At 65.7% G+C, this 18,580-nt stretch carries 15 protein-coding genes; 8 read left to right on the forward strand and 7 right to left on the reverse strand.

The features are described from left to right. Window positions 1-55: 55 nt before the first annotated feature. From yidC to J0A90_RS12910, 3 genes are all read left to right on the forward strand, one after another. Complete coding sequence (gene yidC, locus J0A90_RS12900; RefSeq protein ID WP_207036529.1) at window positions 56-1,741, forward strand: membrane protein insertase YidC; 1,686 nt, start codon at window positions 56-58, stop codon at window positions 1,739-1,741. 127 nt (window positions 1,742-1,868) lie between these two features. Next, window positions 1,869-3,239: a tRNA uridine-5-carboxymethylaminomethyl(34) synthesis GTPase MnmE gene (gene mnmE / locus J0A90_RS12905; protein WP_207036530.1), complete on the forward strand. Its 1,371-nt coding sequence runs from the start codon at window positions 1,869-1,871 to the stop codon at window positions 3,237-3,239. Window positions 3,240-3,355: 116 nt separating this feature from the next. Then, window positions 3,356-4,003 (forward strand): SGNH/GDSL hydrolase family protein, encoded by a 648-nt coding sequence (locus J0A90_RS12910; RefSeq protein WP_035473550.1) that lies wholly within the window; start codon window positions 3,356-3,358, stop codon window positions 4,001-4,003. Window positions 4,004-4,052: 49 nt separating this feature from the next. On the opposite strand, the gene J0A90_RS12915 is transcribed toward J0A90_RS12910, so the two are convergent. Continuing rightward, a complete protein-coding gene (locus tag J0A90_RS12915; protein WP_207036531.1) occupies window positions 4,053-5,495 on the reverse strand; it encodes a PLP-dependent aminotransferase family protein in 1,443 nt (480 codons plus the stop codon). 209 nt (window positions 5,496-5,704) lie between these two features. On the opposite strand from J0A90_RS12915, the gene J0A90_RS12920 reads away from it, so the two are divergent. The 4 genes from J0A90_RS12920 (at window position 5,705) to ggpS (ending at window position 10,727) form a co-directional block, all read left to right on the forward strand. Then, on the forward strand, window positions 5,705-5,935 hold the full coding sequence (locus tag J0A90_RS12920) for a DUF1127 domain-containing protein (RefSeq protein ID WP_233076757.1): 231 nt from the start codon (window positions 5,705-5,707) through the stop codon (window positions 5,933-5,935). A gap of 41 nt (window positions 5,936-5,976) precedes the next feature. Next, window positions 5,977-6,909: a PhzF family phenazine biosynthesis protein gene (locus tag J0A90_RS12925; RefSeq protein ID WP_207036532.1), complete on the forward strand. Its 933-nt coding sequence runs from the start codon at window positions 5,977-5,979 to the stop codon at window positions 6,907-6,909. 205 nt (window positions 6,910-7,114) lie between these two features. Further along, entirely contained in the window at window positions 7,115-8,410 is a 1,296-nt protein-coding gene (locus J0A90_RS12930) for an MFS transporter (RefSeq protein WP_207036533.1), read from the forward strand. 61 nt (window positions 8,411-8,471) lie between these two features. Continuing rightward, window positions 8,472-10,727 carry a glucosylglycerol-phosphate synthase gene (ggpS, locus tag J0A90_RS12935; RefSeq protein WP_207036534.1) on the forward strand — a complete coding sequence of 752 codons (2,256 nt, stop codon included), beginning with the start codon at window positions 8,472-8,474 and terminating at the stop codon, window positions 10,725-10,727. 187 nt (window positions 10,728-10,914) lie between these two features. Here ggpS and J0A90_RS12940 read toward each other — a convergent pair whose 3' ends face one another. The 4 genes from J0A90_RS12940 to rdgB all read right to left on the reverse strand — a co-directional run bounded on the left by J0A90_RS12940 (window position 10,915) and on the right by rdgB (window position 14,479). Next, window positions 10,915-11,763, reverse strand: a complete 849-nt coding sequence (locus J0A90_RS12940; RefSeq protein WP_207036535.1) for a 23S rRNA (adenine(2030)-N(6))-methyltransferase RlmJ — start codon at window positions 11,761-11,763, stop codon at window positions 10,915-10,917. 142 nt (window positions 11,764-11,905) lie between these two features. Next, window positions 11,906-12,604: an OmpA family protein gene (locus J0A90_RS12945; RefSeq protein WP_233076758.1), complete on the reverse strand. Its 699-nt coding sequence runs from the start codon at window positions 12,602-12,604 to the stop codon at window positions 11,906-11,908. Between the two features lie 76 nt (window positions 12,605-12,680). After that, entirely contained in the window at window positions 12,681-13,874 is a 1,194-nt protein-coding gene (hemW, locus tag J0A90_RS12950) for a radical SAM family heme chaperone HemW (protein ID WP_233076759.1), read from the reverse strand. Window positions 13,875-13,876: 2 nt separating this feature from the next. Then, on the reverse strand, window positions 13,877-14,479 hold the full coding sequence (gene rdgB / locus J0A90_RS12955) for an RdgB/HAM1 family non-canonical purine NTP pyrophosphatase (protein WP_207036536.1): 603 nt from the start codon (window positions 14,477-14,479) through the stop codon (window positions 13,877-13,879). A 449-nt stretch (window positions 14,480-14,928) separates the two neighbouring features. On the opposite strand from rdgB, the gene J0A90_RS12960 reads away from it, so the two are divergent. Beyond that, window positions 14,929-15,606 carry a LuxR C-terminal-related transcriptional regulator gene (locus J0A90_RS12960; protein ID WP_207036537.1) on the forward strand — a complete coding sequence of 226 codons (678 nt, stop codon included), beginning with the start codon at window positions 14,929-14,931 and terminating at the stop codon, window positions 15,604-15,606. A 73-nt stretch (window positions 15,607-15,679) separates the two neighbouring features. Here J0A90_RS12960 and J0A90_RS12965 read toward each other — a convergent pair whose 3' ends face one another. Both J0A90_RS12965 and hemL read right to left on the reverse strand, forming a co-directional pair. After that, window positions 15,680-17,257, reverse strand: coding sequence for a bifunctional aminoglycoside phosphotransferase/ATP-binding protein (locus tag J0A90_RS12965; RefSeq protein ID WP_207036538.1), 1,578 nt, complete (start codon window positions 17,255-17,257; stop codon window positions 15,680-15,682). Window positions 17,258-17,291: 34 nt separating this feature from the next. Beyond that, the gene (gene hemL, locus J0A90_RS12970; RefSeq protein WP_233076760.1) at window positions 17,292-18,578 is read right to left on the reverse strand and encodes a glutamate-1-semialdehyde 2,1-aminomutase; all 1,287 of its coding nucleotides are present in this window, start codon (window positions 18,576-18,578) and stop codon (window positions 17,292-17,294) included. Window positions 18,579-18,580: the final 2 nt, after the last annotated feature.

Consider the following 18,580-nt stretch of genomic DNA (forward strand, 5'->3'; position numbering starts at 1 on the left):
TGATCGCCGTTGCCCGGCGCCTACCGAACCACTCCCTCACCGGGCAGACCCCTCTATGGATTTCAAACGACTCCTTTTCGTGATTCCGCTGGCCGTGCTCGCCTATCTGCTGATCATGCAGTGGAATCAGGACTACGGTCAGAACGTCGTGAACAACCCGGCACCGGAAGTCGCCTCCGCCGCCAGTGATGGTGGCAACGAGAGCAACGCCCTCTCCGCCCCCGACAGCAGCGGTAAAGGCAAGACCCAGCCGATCGAGGACGACATGCCCGCGGGCAGTGAACCCGCCAAGGGCAGCAACCTGATCCAGGTCCAGAGCGACGTACTCGATCTGCGCATCAACCCCAACGGCGGCGATATCGTCTACGCCGCGCTGTTCGGCCATGACCAGGTCCTCGACTCCGACAAGCCCTTCGTGCTGCTCAGCGACAACAAGGTGCGCAGCTACGTGGCCAAGTCCGGCCTGCAGATCGAGGGGCACAGCGGGCGTATCGATTTCCGCGCCGACAAGTCGAGCTACACCCTCGGCGAAGGCGAGAAGACGCTCAACGTCGACCTGCACGGCAGCGTCAACGGCGTCGATATCATCAAGCGCTTCGTGATCGACCGCGACAGCTACGCGATCAAGGTCGAGTACCTGCTCGACAACGAAAGCCAGCAGCCGGTCACCGCCCGCTTCATCGGCCAGCTCGCCCGCGACCAGAGCGCCGACCCGACCAGCGGCCAGGGTGTTGGCATGCACTCCTTCCTGGGCGCGGCCTTCTCGTCGCCGGAGGAGAAGTACAGCAAGGTCAGCTTCGAGGACATCCGCAAGGGCAACTTCCAGAACCGCGACGTCAAGGGCGGCTGGGTGGCGATGATCCAGCACTACTTCACCTCCGCGTGGGTGCCCAACCCGGATCAGCAGAACCTCTACTACGGCAGCGTCGACAATCGCGATCGCACCGTGGCGGCGTTCGCCGGCCCCAACGAAACCGTCCAGCCGGGCCAGAAAGAGACGCTCGCCGCGACCCTCTACGTCGGACCCAAGGTCCAGTCGGAGCTGGAAAAAGTGGCTCCGCACCTGGAGCTGACGGTCGACTTCGGCTGGCTGTGGTTCCTCGCCAACCCGCTGTTCTGGCTGCTCGACCATATCCACGACATCGTCGGCAACTGGGGCTGGTCGATCGTCCTGCTCACCGTCTGCGTCAAGATCGTGCTCTTCCCGCTGGCAGCCAAGGCCTACAAGTCGATGGCCCGCATGCGCAAGATGGGCCCGGAGATGCAGCGGCTCAAGGAGCAGTACGGCAACGACCGCCAGAAGATGTCGCAGGAGATGATGAAGTTCTACCAGAAGGAGAAAATCAATCCTCTGGGGGGCTGCCTGCCGATGGTGATCCAGATGCCGGTGTTCATCGCGCTCTACTGGATGCTGATGGAGTCGGTGGAGCTGCGCCACGCACCCTTCATCCTGTGGATCCATGACCTCTCGGCCAAGGACCCCTACTTCATCCTGCCGATCATCATGGGCGGCACCATGCTGCTGCAGCAGTTCCTGAACCCGACCCCGCCGGACCCGATGCAGGCGAAGATCATGAAGATGCTGCCGATCGTCTTCACCTTCTTCTTCCTGTGGTTCCCGGCCGGTTTGGTCATCTACTGGATCGTCAACAACTCGATCTCGATCCTGCAGCAGTGGTTCATCACCCAGCGCGTCCTCAAGGACGACAGCGGTGGCGGCAAGGCGCTCAAGAAGAGCTGATCGCCCTCCGCGAACCCTCCCAGACCCCCGCCCCGGCGGGGGTCTGGCGTTTATGTCCCGCCTTCCTGTACAACTACCCGCGCGCGGCCCCGAGTGTCGCCGTTACCCCGTGCCACCGGAGACCATGATGAACGCACCGCTCTATCGTCAGGACACCATCGCCGCCCTGGCCACGCCCCCGGGACGGGGCGGCGTGGGTATCGTGCGAGTCTCCGGGCCCGCCGCCGGCGTCATGGCGGAACATCTGCTGGGCCACCGTCCCCAGCCGCGTCACGCCCACTACGGCCCCTTCCACGCCGAGATGGGCATCATCGACGAGGGCATCGCCCTCTACTTCCCCGGCCCCCACTCGTTCACCGGCGAGGACGTGCTCGAGCTCCAGGGCCACGGTGGCCCGGTGCTCATGGACATGCTGCTGGAGCGCTGCGTGGCGCTGGGCGCGCGCCTGGCACGGCCGGGCGAGTTCTCCGAGCGCGCCTTTCTCAACGACAAGCTCGACCTGGCCCAGGCCGAGGCGATCGCCGATCTGATCGACGCCAGCTCCCGGGCCGCCGCGGAGAACGCCCTGCGCTCGCTGCAGGGCGAGTTCTCCAGCCGTGTCTCGCAGCTGGTCGCCGAGCTGATCGAACTGCGTCTCTACGTCGAAGCGGCCATCGACTTCCCCGAAGAGGAGATCGACTTCCTCGCCGACGGCGTGGTCGCGGCCAAGCTGGCGGCGCTGCGCGAAACCCTGGCCGCGGTGCGCGCCAGCGCCAACCAGGGCGCGCTGATGCGCGAAGGCATGAGCGTGGTGATCGCCGGGCGCCCCAACGCCGGCAAGTCGAGCCTGCTCAATCGTCTTACCGAGCGCGACAGCGCCATCGTCACCGAGATCGAGGGCACCACCCGCGACGTGCTGCGCGAGCATATCCATATCGACGGCATGCCGCTGCACGTGATCGATACCGCCGGCCTGCGCGATACCCCGGATGCGGTGGAGCAGATCGGCGTCGCCCGCGCCTGGGCCGAGATCGAGAAGGCCGACCGCGTGCTGCTGCTGGTCGATGCCCGCACCACCGCCGAGACCGATCCGAGTGCGATCTGGCCCGAATTCGTCGCCCGCCTGCCTCACCCCGAGCGGCTGACGCTGGTGCGCAACAAGATCGACGAGAGCGGCGAGGGCGATGCCGCCGACTTCGATGCCACGCCGCCTGTGATCCGCCTCTCGGCGCATACCGGCGCGGGGGTGGATGAGCTCAAGACCCATCTCAAGGCGGTAATGGGCTTCGATGCCACCACCGAGGGGCGCTTCTCCGCCCGCCGTCGCCACCTGGATGCCCTCGAACGCGCCAGCCAGGCGCTGGTCAGCGGCACGGCCCAGCTCGAGGGCGCCGCCGCCGGCGAGCTGCTCGCCGAGGATCTGCGCGACGCCCAGCAGGCACTCAACGAGATCACCGGCGAATTCACCGCCGACGATCTGCTCGGCGAGATCTTCGGCAGTTTCTGTATCGGCAAGTAAGCTCGCGCGGGCGGTAGGTGGGCAGCGGAAGATACGTCTACGTGCCCCCGCGGGTGATGCCACATTGAGCGCGCGCGGTCATACTGGTGTCTATTACCCGTCCCCGGAGATCCACGATGACCACGCGTACCCTGCTCTGCTACGGCGACTCCAACACCCACGGTACCGAGCCGGTCAGGGCGCTGGGGCCGCTTTCACGCTATCCCTTCGAGACGCGCTGGACCGGAGTGATGGCCGCGGCCCTCGGCAGCGAGTGGCGGGTGATCGAGGAGGGGCTACCGGCACGCACCACGCTGCACGACGACCCCATCGAAGGGGTGCACCTCAACGGCCTGCGCTATCTGCGCCCGTGTCTGCTCAGCCAGCTGCCGCTGGATGTGATGACGCTGATGCTGGGCACCAACGATCTCAAGGCGCGTTTCTCCGTCACCCCCGACGATATTGCCCTGAGCATGCAGCGGCTGCTGTGGGAGATCGACGCCGTCAGCGCTCAGTTCGGCGTGGCTGCCCCCAAGGTGCTGCTGATCGCGCCGGCGCCGATCCGTGAAATCGGCCCCCTGGCCGGCATCTTCGCCGGCGGCGAGCGCAAGTCGCGCCAGCTGGCGAGCCGCTACCGCAAGATGGCGCGGGAGGCGGGGGTCGGCTTCGTCGACGCCGGCACCCTGATCCAGGTCAGTGAAGTCGACGGCGTGCACTTCGAACCCGATCAGCAGCGTCTGCTGGGCGAAGCGATCGCCGCCGAAGTGACTCGCCTGATCGACTGAGCGCCAAGATCGGGCGCGGCAACCGAGCGGCCTGGTCGAGGGCGGTGGATCAAGCCGTCTCCGGCCGCGCGACGCCAGCCCCCTGGGTCAGCAACTCCGTCACACGCTGCCCAACGCGCCTCACCGCATGGGCAATATCGTCATCGAACACGGCGTGGTTCAAGCGCAGGCAGTGGCGGTACTTGCCGGTGGCGGAGAACACCACTCCGGGGGCGATGCGGATGCCCTCTGCCATCAGGCGCTGATTGAGCGCGACGCTGTCGATGCCCTCAGCGCACTCGAGCCAGAGCATGAAGCCCCCAGCCGGATAGCTGACCCGGGTCGAGACGGGGAAGGCGCGGGCGATCACATCGAGCATGCGGTCGCGGTTGCCCTGATACTGGGCCCGCATCCGCCGCAGGTGCGGCTCGTGGTGCCCCTCGCGGATGAACTCGGCCACCGCCATCTGCCCCTGGGTCGCGGTGGAGCCGGTACCGACGTACTTCATGTGCAGGGCGCGCTCGTGATAGCGGCCCGGGGCGATCCAACCGATGCGCAGCCCCGGCGCCAGGGTCTTGGAGAACGAGCTGCACAGCAGCACCCGGCCATCCTCGTCGAACGACTTGATCGTCGGCGGGCGCGGAAAGCCGTAGCTGAGATCGCCATAGACGTCGTCTTCGATGATCGCCACGTCGAAGCGCCGGGCCAGCGCGTAGAGCGAGCGCTTGCGCGCCTCCGAGAGGGTATAGCCGAGCGGGTTGTTGCAGGTCGGGGTGAGCTGGATGGCGCGAATCGGCCACTGCTCCAGGGCCAGCTCCAGCGCCTCCAGGCTGATGCCGGTCTCGGGGTCGGTGGGAATCTCCATCGCCTTCATGCCGTAAGCACGGATCGACTGCAGCGCGCCGTAGAAGCTGGGGGAGTCCACCGCGATGATGCCGCCGGGCTCGCACACTGCGCGCATGGCGATCGAGATTGCCTCGTGGCAGCCGGTGGTGACCACAATGTCATCGGGATGCAGCCGGCAGCCCTGGCCCACCGCTAGCCGGGCGATCTGCTCGCGCAGCTCGGGGCGCCCGTGCAGGGTGTCGTAGTTGAGTCCGATCAGATCCTGGCGCCGGCTGACCCGGGCCAGCGCACGCAGCAGCGGCTTGAGCGTCGGCGCATCGATATCCGGCATGCCGCGGCCCAGGTTGTGCATGCTGGCGTCCGGCAGCACGCAGGTGCCCTCGCGCACATGCTCCCACTGGGACACCTCCACCGGACGCTGGGCGGTACGCGCGACCGGCGGCGCGGGCAGGCGCTCGCGCCGCGGCGAGACGAAGTAGCCCGACTTGGGCCGCGCCTCGATCAGTTGAGCGTCTTCCAGCTGATGGTAGGCGTGCTGCACGGTGGAAAGACTGACCCCGTGCGCCTGCGCCAGCGCACGCACCGAGGGCAGGCGCTCGTGGACCTGATAGAAGCCGGCCTGGATACGCTCGCGCAAATGATCGGCCAGCCGCTCGTAACGGTGCATCCTCCCCTCCTCACATCGCCTCGGGTGTCACGCCGATCATTGTGTATGCTAGCGCCGGGTGCTTCACGTGACAGATCGCGCACAAAACAGGCATACAGCGCGGAAAAGCGCCTGTCTGTGTTCCGGAGATAGTCGTTTTCTGCCTCTGTGTGGCACCCCGGCGGCTGCCTAAGCTGGACGCTCCCTCATCGACCCCGGGAGCCTCCGCCATGCGCTTCATACCCTTGCATCTGTTCGTCACCACGCTGAATACCGTGGACGGTATCCTGTGGGGCGACATACGCCAACGCCGCCGATCGCTGCGGTATGACTCGCCCAACGTATGGCAGCGTCGGCGCACCCGCCGCCAGTTGGCCGAGCTCGATGCGCACCAGTTGCAGGATATCGGTCTGTTGCCTAGTCAGGTATATCGGGAGACCCATCGCCCGTTCTGGCGCTGAGTCGACCATGGAGATAGCCCAGCCAGCCGGAGAATGAAGCGATGAGTGAGTACACACTATCGACCGATAACACGCCAGAGAAGGGTTCTCTTTTGCCGGCTAGCCAAGCTCGTGGACGCCGTGGCTATCGCTACGTGCTGCTGGATGTCTTCACCGCCACGCCCTTCGCGGGCAATCCGCTGGCCGTGTTTCCTGACGCCGCCGCGCTGACGGACGCGCAGATGGCGCAGTTGGCTCGGGAACTGAACCTTTCCGAGAGTGTGTTCATCACCGCGCGCCGGCCCGGACGTCTCAGTCTGCGTATCTTTACCCCCAGTGGCGAACTGCCCTTCGCCGGGCATCCGAGTGTGGGCACCGCCTGGCTAGCGCAGGCACTGGGCTGGCACGACACGGACACGCCACTGATCCTCGCGGAGGGCGTGGGCGACGTGCCGATCCACTTCGCCGGCACTCAGGCGTGGCTGACCACGGCGCAGTCGCTCGAAGTCAGTGAAGACTCACTGTCGATCGAGCAGGCAGCAGAGATCGTGGGGCTCTCCCGCGAGCGGATCGTTGCCCGGCCGCTCAGCGCCTCCTGCGGGGTTCCCTATCAGTTGATCGAACTCGCCGATCTCGATGCGCTGGCTGCGGTGCGTATCGACAGCAGCGCCCTCGCCCATGCCCTGCCCGCTGCCTCCGAGCGCAGTCTCTACCTCTATGTGCGCGACACGCCGCAGCGGCTGCGCACGCGGATGTTCACGGGAGATGCGAGTCTCTACGAAGACCCCGCCACCGGCAGCGCCGCCGCACCGCTGATCGGCTATCTTTCATGCCAGTCGGGCACCCGAACGCGCAACTGGCAGATCGTCCAGGGGGTGGAGATGGGACGACCGAGCCATATCCACGGCCGCGTGACCTGCACCGAAGCGGGCCAGCAGACGATCCAGATCGGCGGCGAGGCGCTTATCGTCGGTGAGGGCATGCTCTATATCTGAGCTCGCCACGGATGCCCAAGCCCGGACTGCGCACCATCGAGGTGCAAAATATTGCTCTTGAGGTGCAGGATGATGATAACTTCTCACTCCGACATTCCCCTTTTCCGATAACACCGCATTATCGATAGGCGTCTTTAAGCGGCCCACGGCCCGAACGGCACGCTTACTGCATGGTAGAGACAGAGCCTTCCTCGGGAGAGATGCCATGTGGTCGCTGCTTCGCCCGCTCCGTGCCCTGCTCGGCAGTGTCGCCCTGCTGCTGCTGGGCAACGGTCTGATCAACACCCTGCTGACCCTGCGCGGCGCCAGCGAAGGGTTCCCGACCGCGCTGATCGGTCTGATCATGTCCGGCTACTTCGTCGGCTTCGTCTGCGGCACCTGGGTCAGCGGGCGCCTGATCCGGCGCATGGGCCATATCCGCACCTTCGCCTTCTGCGCCAGCCTGTGCGCCTCGACCGCCCTGCTGCACCTGATCTTCATCGACCCCTGGGTCTGGCTCGCGCTGCGTGTGCTCTACGGGCTCAGCTTCATCACCGTGATGACCGTGATCGAGAGCTGGCTCAACGCCCAGGCCGCCAGCCACGAGCGCGGCCGTGTCTTCGCCCTCTACATGGTGATCAACCTCGGCGCTCTGACGCTGGCCCAGCAGATGTTGCGGCTGGATACCCCCGAGGGCCATCTGCTGTTCCTGATGACCACCATCTTCATCTGCTGGGCCCTGCTGCCGATCACCATGACCAAGCGCAGCCAGCCGGTGATCACGGCACGCCCCAAGAGCCGGCTCAAGGCGCTGCTCGGCTTCGCCCCGCTGTCGGTGGCCGCCGCCGCGCTCTCGGGGCTGGCGATGGGTGCATTCTGGGCGCTGACGCCGGTTTACGCCCGCGCCCAGGGCTTCGATGTCGGTGGTGTCGGCCTGGTGATGAGCGCGGCGATTCTGGGTGGCGCGCTGTTGCAGATTCCCATCGGGCGCTTCTCCGACCGCCACGATCGCGCTCGGGTGATGACCTGGGTCGTCCTGCTCGCCGCCCTGTGCGCCGCGGTGATGCCTCTGGTGCCTGACCCCAGGGCGCTATTGGGTCTATTCTTTATCTGGGGCGGTTTGGCATTTTCCCTCTATCCCCTGGCGGTGGCGCAGTTGATCGATCAGTTGAACCCCGATGAGATCGTCTCAGGCTCGGCCGACATGCTGGTGGTTCAGGGCGCCGGTAGCGCCCTGGCGCCGATTCTCGCCGGCGCCGTGATGAGCCTGTTCGGCAACCAGGGGCTGCCACTCTATATCGCCGGCGTGCTGGCCCTGCTGGGGCTCTACGCGCTCTATCGCCGCCGCCGCGTCTCGACCCTGGTCAGCGGCGACAGCGCACATTTCGAGCCGATGACACCGACCAGCAGCCAGGCGCTGGAGATGATGTACGACGACGTGCAGCAGGATCTATTCGCCGACCCCAGTTTTTACGCAGAGCACGAACGCCGGCGGATCGTCGACACGGCCGCAAAGGCCTGAGGCGCACCCCGGCCGACGTTGCAGGGAACCACACCCCGGCCATGCCGGGCAGGAGAAGAACATGCTACTCGCGACCGATCTCGACGGTACCTTTCTCGGTGGCGCCCCGGAGGACCGCCTGAGCCTCTACCAGACCATCGCCGCGCATCCGGACATCCAGTTGGCCTACGTCAGCGGGCGCAGCCTCGAGGCGATCCTGCCGCTGCTCTCCGACCCCACGCTGCCGCAGCCCGACTATATCGTCGCCGACGTCGGTGCCAGCCTCTATCACGGCGATACCCTGCAGCCGATCCAGGCGCTGCAGAACCCTATCGACGCGTGCTGGCCGGGTGAGTCGCGCATCGCCAGCGCCATGACCCGCTTCCCCGAGATCGTGCGCCAGGACGAGCCGCAGATCCGGCGCTGCTCCTACTACTGCGCGCCGGAGCAGGCCGAGAGCCCTGAGCTCGCCGCGCTGGCCGACGAGCTCGGCTGCGAGATGCTCTACTCCGCCGGACGCTATCTCGACTTCCTGCCACAGGGCGTCAACAAGGGCTCCAGCCTGCAGAAGCTGGTCGAATGGCTGGGCATCGCCCACGACGAAGTGCTGGTGGCCGGCGACACCATGAACGACCTGGCGATGCTGAGCGCCGGCTTCAAGGCGGTGTGCGTGGGCGACGCCGAGCCCGAACTGCTCGAGCGCACCCGCCAACTGCCCAAGGTGATGCACGCCAGCGCTATCGGCTGCGGCGGCATCATCGAAGCCTTCGCGCACTTCGGCTTCCTGGGCGCGCGCGGGCTGGCGGCGGAGAATCGCCGCGACATCCCCCATGCCGGCAAGGCCGAGCTGGTGATGGTCTACCACCGTCTGCCCTATGAAGAGTATCGCGTCGACGGCAAGATCCGCCGCCGCCGCCCGACCTCGCCCAACGGCATCATCCCGACGCTGCAGAGCTTTTTCGCCAACCAGCGCGGCTCGTGGATCGCCTGGTCGATCTACGAAGGCGACGAGGAGCCCGAGGACTTCGTCACCCATACCAGCGTCGACGCCAAGCAGTATCCGCTGCTCACCGCGGCCCGCGTGGCACTGACCAAGGCGCAGGTGGACATCTTCTACAAGCGCTTCTCCAAGGAGGCGTTCTGGCCCACGCTGCACACCTTCTGGGAGCGTGCCCGCTTCCGCGAGGAGGACTGGGACACCTACTGCGAAGTCAACCGCGCCTTTGCCGAGCGCACCGCCGAGGAGGCCGCCGAGGGCGCGCTGGTCTGGATCCACGACTACAACCTGTGGTTGGTGCCGGCCTATCTGCGCGAGCTGCGCCCGGACCTGCGCATCGCCTTCTTCCACCACACCTACTTCCCCTCCGCGGACGTCTTCAACGTACTGCCGTGGCGACGCGAGATCGTCGGCAGCCTGCTGCAGTGCGACTACGTCGCCTTCCACATTCCGCGCCAGGTGGAGAACTTCGTCGATGTCGCCCGCGGCGTGGTGCCGCTGACCACCCTGTCACGCCAGAATTGCGCCCCGCGTTTCCTCACCTACGGCTGCGCGGTGGGGCTGGAGACCATGACCACGGCGATCGACACCGGCTCACGCGTGGTCAGGCTGGGCGCGCATCCAGTGGGTCTGGATATCGGGCGTATCCGCAACGCGCTGGAACACGACGGCGCCGAGGCGCGCATGGCCGAACTGCGCGACGAATTCGAGGGCATGAAGCTGATCCTCTCGGTCGAACGCCTCGACTACACCAAGGGGGTCCTCGAGAAGCTCAAGGCCTACGAACTGCTGCTCGACGAGAACCCCGAGCTGCGCGGCAAGGTCACGCTGGTCAGCATCTGCGTGCCGGCGGCGCGCGAGATGACCATCTATGACGAGCTGCAGACCCAGATCGAGCAGACCATCGGCCATATCAACGGCCGCTTCGCCGATGTCGGCTGGACCCCAGTGCAGTTCTACTTCCGCGGCTTCCCGTTCGAGGAGCTGATGGCGTGGTACGCCATGGCCGACGTGATGTGGATCACCCCGCTGCGCGACGGGCTCAATCTGGTGGCCAAGGAGTTCGTCGCCACCCAGGGGCTGACCCAGGGCTGCGGCGTACTGGTGCTGTCGGAGTTCACCGGCGCCGCGGCGGAGCTCAAGGGCGCGATCCTGACCAACCCCCACGACCTGCACGATCTGGCACGCACCTGCTATCTGGGGCTCAACCTGCCCCGCGCCGAGGCCCAGGCACGCCTGCGCCAGCTCAACGATATCGTCGAGTACAACGATATCCGGCGCTGGGGCGACGAGTTCATCGCCGCGATCAAGGATGACAGCGAACCCAGCGCCAGCGCTTAAGCACTGCCATCTTGCCGAGCCCGCCGATTGGCGGGCCTGGTGTTTTAGGATCTGTACGAAAAGTCGGCGAGCGAAGGCAAGACAAGGCAAAAATCGACGAAAAAGCGGAGTTTACGAAGTGTAAATGAGCATTTTGAGCCGATTTTTAACGCCGTATTACCGAGCGCAGCCAGTTTTCGTACAGGGCCTAGCGCTCTGCGGTCCACCACTCCCCATGATGCACCGCCCGCTCGGCGAGCAGCGGTGCCAGCGTGGCGAAGGCGTTGTCCAGGGTCTGATCGAGCTGCCACGGCGGGTTGAGCAGTACCAGCCCGCTGCCGTACATACCGCGCTCGGCATTGGCCTCGCGCAGGGTGATCTCGCTGCGCCACAGCTTGGGAATGCGCGCCTCGCGCAGCCCCTCCAGAAGCGTCAGGTGACGCCCGGCCGGCAACAGCGGATACCAAATCATGACCACCGCGTGGCGCACCTTGCGCACCACCTGGACGAGCGTGTCGACCACCTCGCGGTACTCCTCCTTGCGCTCGTAACTGGGGTCGATCAGCGCGCACAGCCGCGGCGTGGGTACCGGCAGCCGCTGACACAGCCCCTTGAGACCGTCGGCATGCAGCCGCTGGGCATTGGCATGGATCGGCGCCTGCGCGTCGAGGTGCTGATGCTCACCGGGGTGCAGCTCATACAGCGTCAGCCGATCCTGCGGGCGCAGCGCGTCGCCGAGCCACCACGGCGAGCCCGGATAGCACTCCAGCACCGGGCCGGCCTGCAGCGTGGCCAGCCGCGCCAGCCAGGCGCCCAGGGCAGGCTCGGCGGCCAGCGCCTGGCGCCGCCGCCACAGCCGCTCGACACCCTCGCGATACTCGGCGAGCTTCTGCGTCTCCGTCGCTGCCAGCGGATAGAGCCCGCGCCCGGCATGGGTGTCGACGAAACTGATCGCAGAGGACTTGCGCGTCAGCGCCTCGAGCAGGTGGAAGAGCCCCAGGTGCTTGTGTACATCGGCGAAGTTGCCGGCATGATAGGCGTGCTGATAGGCCAGCATCGGCGGCTACCCCTCGCAGTGAGACGCTTCGCGGTGAAGCGCCTGGAAATGTAATGTCTGCTGATGAAGCGTTCAGCCGTGAAACGCGCGAACGTGAAACGCGGCCCCGAGAGGCCGCGTCATCCCACCAATCAATACGTGATCAGGACTGTTGCGTCGGCGTCAGCGTGATCTCGACGCGACGGTTCTGAGCCCGCCCGGCATCGGTGTCGTTGCTCGCCACCGGATGGCTCTCGCCATAGCCCACCGCGCTGATGCGCCCGGACTCGACGCCGCCCTGTTCGAGGTAGCTCGCCACCGCCTGGGCGCGGCGCTCGGAGAGCTTCTGGTTATAGCTCTCGGCGCCGGTGCTGTCGGTATAGCCGGCAACACCGATGCGCGTGTCCGGATAAGCACGCAGCACCGCGTTGACGTCGTTGAGCGCCTGACGCGCCGGCGTCTGCAGCTCGCTCGAATCGAAGCCGAAGGTGACACTGCTGGGCATGTTGAGGATCAGGTTGTTGCCGTTACGCTCGACCCCAATACCGGTGCCGTCGAGGCGATTGCGCAGCTCTTTCTCCTGGGAGTCCATGTAAGCGCCGACGCCGCCACCGATCGCGGCACCGGCAGCGGCACCGATCAGCGCACGGTCGCGAGTACTGCTGCCACCGTGACCCGTAAGAGCCCCAGCCACCGCCCCAGCTACGGCACCAATACCCGCGCCGCCCCAGGTGTTGGTGTTGCCGCTCTCCTGCTGGGAAGATTGCTGCTGATAGCCGTCGTTACTGGCACAGCCGCTGACACCCACGGCCACGGCGAGCGGTACGGCCAGCCACCAGGTCTTGTTCATCATCGTTTTCATGCGCGAATCGCTCCTTGCCCTGTGTCGCCGGATCGAACCGACGACGACGTTATGCCGTGACACGGCTCGCGAGGGGTCACGCCTCGTCGAGCAGTGCCAGCAGATCATTCAAGAATAACAGTCCTTGCGGCGTCGCCTGCAGCCGCGACGGCGAGTCCACCAGCAGGCCTCGCTGCCGCGCTACGGCGAGACGCGGCGTCAACTCAGACAGCGCGCGCCCGGTATGGTTTTGCCAGTCGGCGAGATCGACACCTTGCGTCAGCCGCAGCGCGTTCATCAGAAACTCCAGCGGCAGCGTCTCCTCATCGACCGTACGCCCGCCGGCGACGAAGCCGCGCGGGTCGTTGGCTCGGCGCAGATAGGCCTGTGGCTGACGCGTCTTCCAGCGTCGCTCGATCTGCAGCCCGCCATGACCATCAGGCCGGCTCAGCTTGGCGTGGGCGCCGGCGCCGATCCCCAGATAGTCGCCAAAGCGCCAGTAGTTGAGATTGTGCCGTGCTGCGCGCCCGGGCCGCGCATAGGCGGAGATCTCGTAGCGCGAGAAGCCGGCCGCCTCGAGCAGCGCATGGCCAGCATCCTGGATGTCCCACAGCCGCTCCTCGTCGGGCAGCGGCGGCGGCTGCGAGAAGAATTCGGTATTCGGCTCCAGGGTCAGCTGATACCAGGAGAGATGCGTCGGCCCCAGCGCCAGCGCCTGCTCGATGTCGGCCAGCGCCAGCGCGGTGTCCTGCCCCGGCAGCCCGTGCATCAGATCGAGATTGACGTTGTCGAACCCGGCGTCGCGCGCCAGCTGCATCGCCTGTACCGCCTCATCGCCGCTATGGATGCGCCCGAGTGCGGTCAACTGCGCGGGCTGGAAGCTCTGCACACCCAGCGACAGGCGATTGATTCCCGCATCGCGGTAGCCGGCGAAACGCCCGTGCTCGGTGGTCCCGGGGTTGGCCTCGAGGGTGATCTCGATATCCGCGGCAAAAACCAGCCGCTGGCGCAGCCCGGCGAACAGCTGCTGGTAGGCCTCGGGGGAAAACAGGCTGGGGGTACCGCCACCGATGAAGATGCTGACGATCTCGCGCCCCTGCACCCACGCCAGGTCGGCGTCGAGATCCTCGAGCAGCGCAGCCACATAGGCCGCTTCCGGCAGGGCAGCGCCGTAGCCGACCCCGTGCGAGTTGAAATCGCAGTAGGGGCACTTGCGCACGCACCAGGGCACGTGGATATAGAGCGCCAGCGGCGGCAGCCCGCCGGGCGCCGCCGCATCACAGAAATCCAAATTCACGTCTTCAGCCGCGCGATCAGCGCCTGTAGGGCGCGGCCGCGGTGACTCAGGCGGTTTTTCTCCTCGGCGCTCAGCTCGGCGACGCTCGCACCGCACTCCGGCACCCAGAACAGCGGGTCATAGCCGAAACCGCCCTCGCCCCGCGGGTAGGCGAGAATATCTCCCGGCCAATCCTGCTGGACGATGATCGGCACCGGGTCGTCGGCGTGGCGCAGGTAGACCAGTACGCACCAGTAGCGCGCCCCGCGCTGTCCCTCGGGCACTTCGCGCAGCGCGGCCAACAGCTTGTCGTTGTTGGCGCGGTCGCTCTTGGGCTCCCCGGCGTAGCGCGCGGAGTAGATACCCGGGGCGCCGCCCAGCGCATCCACTGCCAGGCCGGAGTCGTCCGCCAGGGCCGGGCCGCCGCTGGCGCGGGCCGCAGCGCGCGCCTTGAGCAGGGCATTTTCGACGAAGGTCAGGCCGGTCTCCTCGACGTCATCGACGCCGAACTCGGCCTGGGCCCGGACACGAAACCCCAACGGCCCGAGAAGCTGTTGAAACTCGGCCAGTTTTCCCGGGTTACCGCTGGCGACAACGAGATCTTGTGGGGTGGCGGTCATGCGCGTCTTCCTGCCAAAAGCCCCATTCTACGGGCCGCACGGAAGCGGGTATAGCGTTGGAGAGGGGCCGTATGAGCACGTCCCCACCCGGCGCCGAGCGGGTTACCTGGGGATGATGAGAAAGCTCATCGATTGGCGTGCACACCCTCATTTTGCCGACAGCAAACTCGGCTGTTTTTTCTCCACCAGCGAACAGTAAATTCTCCAATACCTGCCAAAAAACACCTACAAGCCATTGTATTTATTGATTTTTTAAAAAAATTAAGAATTTCTTAAAAAATACCAGGGTGTCACGGTTCGAAAACCTCAATGCCCTATATTTACAAGGCAAAGGTTTTATTAACACTATTGTGGTCCGGTACTAAGAGACCGGCCATGAGCCTATTGCCCACGGATCACAACTAAACCTGTAGAAGACTAATTAGAAACCCGATACAAGGGATCAGACCATGAACGCTGACACCACAGACATCGTACTTGTAACTGACTGTAACTCACAGTCCGTTCTATTCCTAGACTATATCCACCAAAAGACCGGCTGCAGGGTCTCTGCGCTCAACCCTCAGGAGCGTTTCCTGATGACAGAGGGCAGGCGCGCCCTGGTGCTGCTCGATGGCGACCACGTCAACGAGAAGGATCTGCTGGTGTGGAACACCCGTGCCGAAGAGAACAAGGCCATCGTGCTGTCGGCCTTCAACGTGCGCGATAACAAGCAGGTCATGGAGCTGCTGATCGGCATCCACCTGCGCGGGGTGTTTTATCGGCAGGACAATCTCGAGCTGATCTGTAAAGGTATTGTCAAACTTCTCGAGGGCGAGCTGTGGATTTCACGCCCGCTCTCGGCGATGCTGATCGACTTTTACCGCCGTCAGCAGGTCAATACCTATCGCCCGGTCTGCGGGCTGACCCGACGCGAACTCGAAATCGTGACACTGCTGGTCTCCGGCGCCAGCAATACCGAGATCGCCGAAAAGCTCTTCGTCAGCGAGCACACGGTGAAGTCGCATCTCTACAATCTGTTCCGCAAGATCAACGTCCACAACCGTATCCAGGCCACCAACTGGGCGCGCCAGAACCTGGGCACGATTCCGGTGATGGCCTCGCGCTACGCCAACGGACGGCGCTGACCTCCCGATACACCCGCACGAAACGCCGGGACGTGGCAACTGCCACGCCCCGGCGGACTTCGCTCTTTCGGGTTCAATTGAGCCGCATGCGTTCCTGAATCAGCGAGGCCAGGGTCAGGTTGGCGTCGGCTGCCGTGGTGTCCAGATGCACCAGGTAGCTAGCCTCATCGTCGGCGAACGGCTCGAAGCGCTCGAGCTGGCGGTCGAGGATTGCCAGGCTGGTTTCGGATGGCTCGCCGCTACGACGGGCGCGCTTGACGATGCGCGCGCGCAGGGTGGCGTGATCGGCCTCGAAGCTCACCATCAACACCGGCAGCCCGCGGCGCTCGGCCTCGAAGCGCAGCAGCTTGCGCTGTTCGCGAAGCAGGCAGGTGGCGTCGATGCACGCCGGTAGCCCCGCCTCCAGTACGCTGCCAGCCAGCTCGGCCAGGCGCTGGTAGGTCTGCGCCGTGGCGGCCTCGCCATAGACTTCGTCGGCGTCTGCGGGCAGCGCGCTGAAGTCGAACAGGCGCTTGCGCTCGACGTCGGAGCGGATGCGTACCCCGCCCAGACGGCGCACGATCTCCTCGGTGAAGCGGCTCTTGCCGCTGCCCGACACGCCCACGGCGAGGATCAGATAGGGAAAGCGAAATTCGCTGTACTCCCGAGCCATCGCCAGATAGCGCCGGAACACCTCTAGCGGCTCCCCCTCTGGCAGATCGTCGATGCGCCCGGCGTCATGGTCGCGGATCAGCTCGATGCGCGCCCGCAAAAGCGCCCGGTAGCGCTTGTAGAAGTCGAGCAGGCGCACCACGGGGTAGTCGCCAGAGAGTTCGAGATAGCGGTTGAGCGCGTGGTGGGCGAACTCGCGCTCGCCGCGCGCCTCCAGATCCATGATCAGAAACGCCAGCTCGCAGGCGACATCGCACCAGCGCAGGCGCTCGTTGAACTCGATGCCGTTGAACAGGATCGCCTTGCCCTCGAAGCGCACCGCGTTGCCGAGATGGATATCACCATGGCTTTCGCGGATGAAGCCGTCATGGCGGCGCGCCGCAAGCAGCGGCTCGAGCCGGGCGAAGCTCTCCAGCGTCAGCGTCTTGACGCACTCGAGCTCGGCGCGGTCCTCGGTCTGGCCGATCGCTTGCTGATCGAGCAGCGACTCGATCAGCTCGAACTCCTCCACCAGCATCTGCCGGGTATGCGCCGGCGAGCCGTAGGGGCTGTCGTCAGCGATGCGGGGCGCCGACTCGTGCAGCGCCACCAGCTGGTCGATCAGATCGTCGAGCAGCTCCAGCGACAGCTCGCCGCTGGCCTGCAGCGAGCTCAGCAGATGGCGGTTGCTGAACTGGCGCATCTTGACCGCGTACTCGATCGGCGCGCTGTCGTCGTTGACCCGCGGCGCCTCCTCGCTGCCGGAGATGGCGACACAGCCCAGATAGAGCGCCGGCGCCACACGCCGGTTGAGCTCGACCTCCTGCTCGCACAGCCGCCGACGCTTGTCGAGGCTGGAGAAGTCGAGGAAGGTGCCATAATCCAGCGACTTCTTGATCTTGTAGGCGTAATCGCCGGTCAGCACCACCCAGGAGATGGGGGTCTCGAATACGTCGATGGCACCGACCGGATGGTCGAAGCAGTCACTCTCCTTGAGTGCCTGGATCAGCGCTCGGCTCATGCCGGATCTCCCTGTCGATGGCGGCGCGGTCGGCTCACCGGGCCATGGCCGCGAACGCACGCTCGCTGGCCAGCAAAGTGGTCTGGATGTCGTCGTGCGTATGCGCGCTCGACATGAAGCCGGCCTCGAAGGCCGACGGCGCCAGATAGACGCCTGACTCCAGCATATGGGCGAAGAAGTCGCGGAACGCCTGGGCGTCGCAGGCCATGGTCTGGCCGAAGTTGTCGACCCGCTGCTGGGCGGTGAAGAAGAGCCCGAACATGCCACCGGCACGCTGGGTGATCAATCCCACCCCGGCTTCTCTGGCCCGCGCCTCGAGCCCGTCGCAGAGGGTCTCGACGCGGGTCGCCAGGGCCTCGTGGAAGCCCGGCTGACGCACCTTCTCGAGCAGCGCGATGCCCGCCGCCATGGCCAGCGGATTACCCGACAACGTACCCGCCTGGTAGACCGGCCCCAGCGGCGAGATCTGGCTCATGATCTCACGCTTGCCGCCGAACGCGCCCACCGGCATGCCGCCGCCGACGATCTTGCCCAGGCAGGTGAGGTCCGGGGTCACGCCGAAGTGCGCCTGGGCCCCGCCGAGGGCGACACGGAAGCCGGTCATCACCTCATCGAAGATCAGCACGCTGGCATAGCGATCGCACACCTCGCGCAGCGCCTCGAGGAAGCCAGGACGCGGCGGGATCAGGTTCATGTTGCCGGCCACCGGCTCGACGATGATGCAGGCGATCTCGTCGCCCAGCGACTCGAAACACTCGTGCACCGCCTCGATGTCGTTGTAGGGAAGCGTCAGGGTGTGCTCGGCGAGCGCTGCCGGTACCCCGGGCGAACTCGGCTCGCCGTGGGTCAGCGCACCGGAGCCGGCCTTGACCAGCAGCGAGTCGGAGTGGCCATGGTAGTTGCCCTCGAACTTGACGATCTTGTCACGCCCGGTAAAACCGCGCGCCAAGCGGATCGCCGACATGGTCGCCTCGGTGCCCGAATTGACCATGCGCACCATATCGATGGACGGCATGATCTCGCAGATCAGATCGGCCATGGTGGTCTCGATCGCGGTCGGCGTGCCGAAGGAGAGCCCGTTGTCGAGACGCTCGCGCACCGCACCGAGCACGTCCGGGTCGGCGTGGCCAGTGATCATCGGCCCCCAGGAGCCGACGTAGTCGATGTAGCGCTTGCCCTCGACATCGAACAGATAGGCCCCCTGGGCACGCTCGACGAAGATCGGCGCGCGTGACATCCCCTTGAAGGCACGCACGGGAGAATTGACGCCGCCCGGAATATGGCGGCAGGCACGTTCGAAGAGTTCGGCGGAGGTCGTCATGA

The sequence above is a fragment of the Salinicola sp. DM10 genome (assembly GCF_017306975.2).
GTDB lineage: Bacteria > Pseudomonadota > Gammaproteobacteria > Pseudomonadales > Halomonadaceae > Salinicola.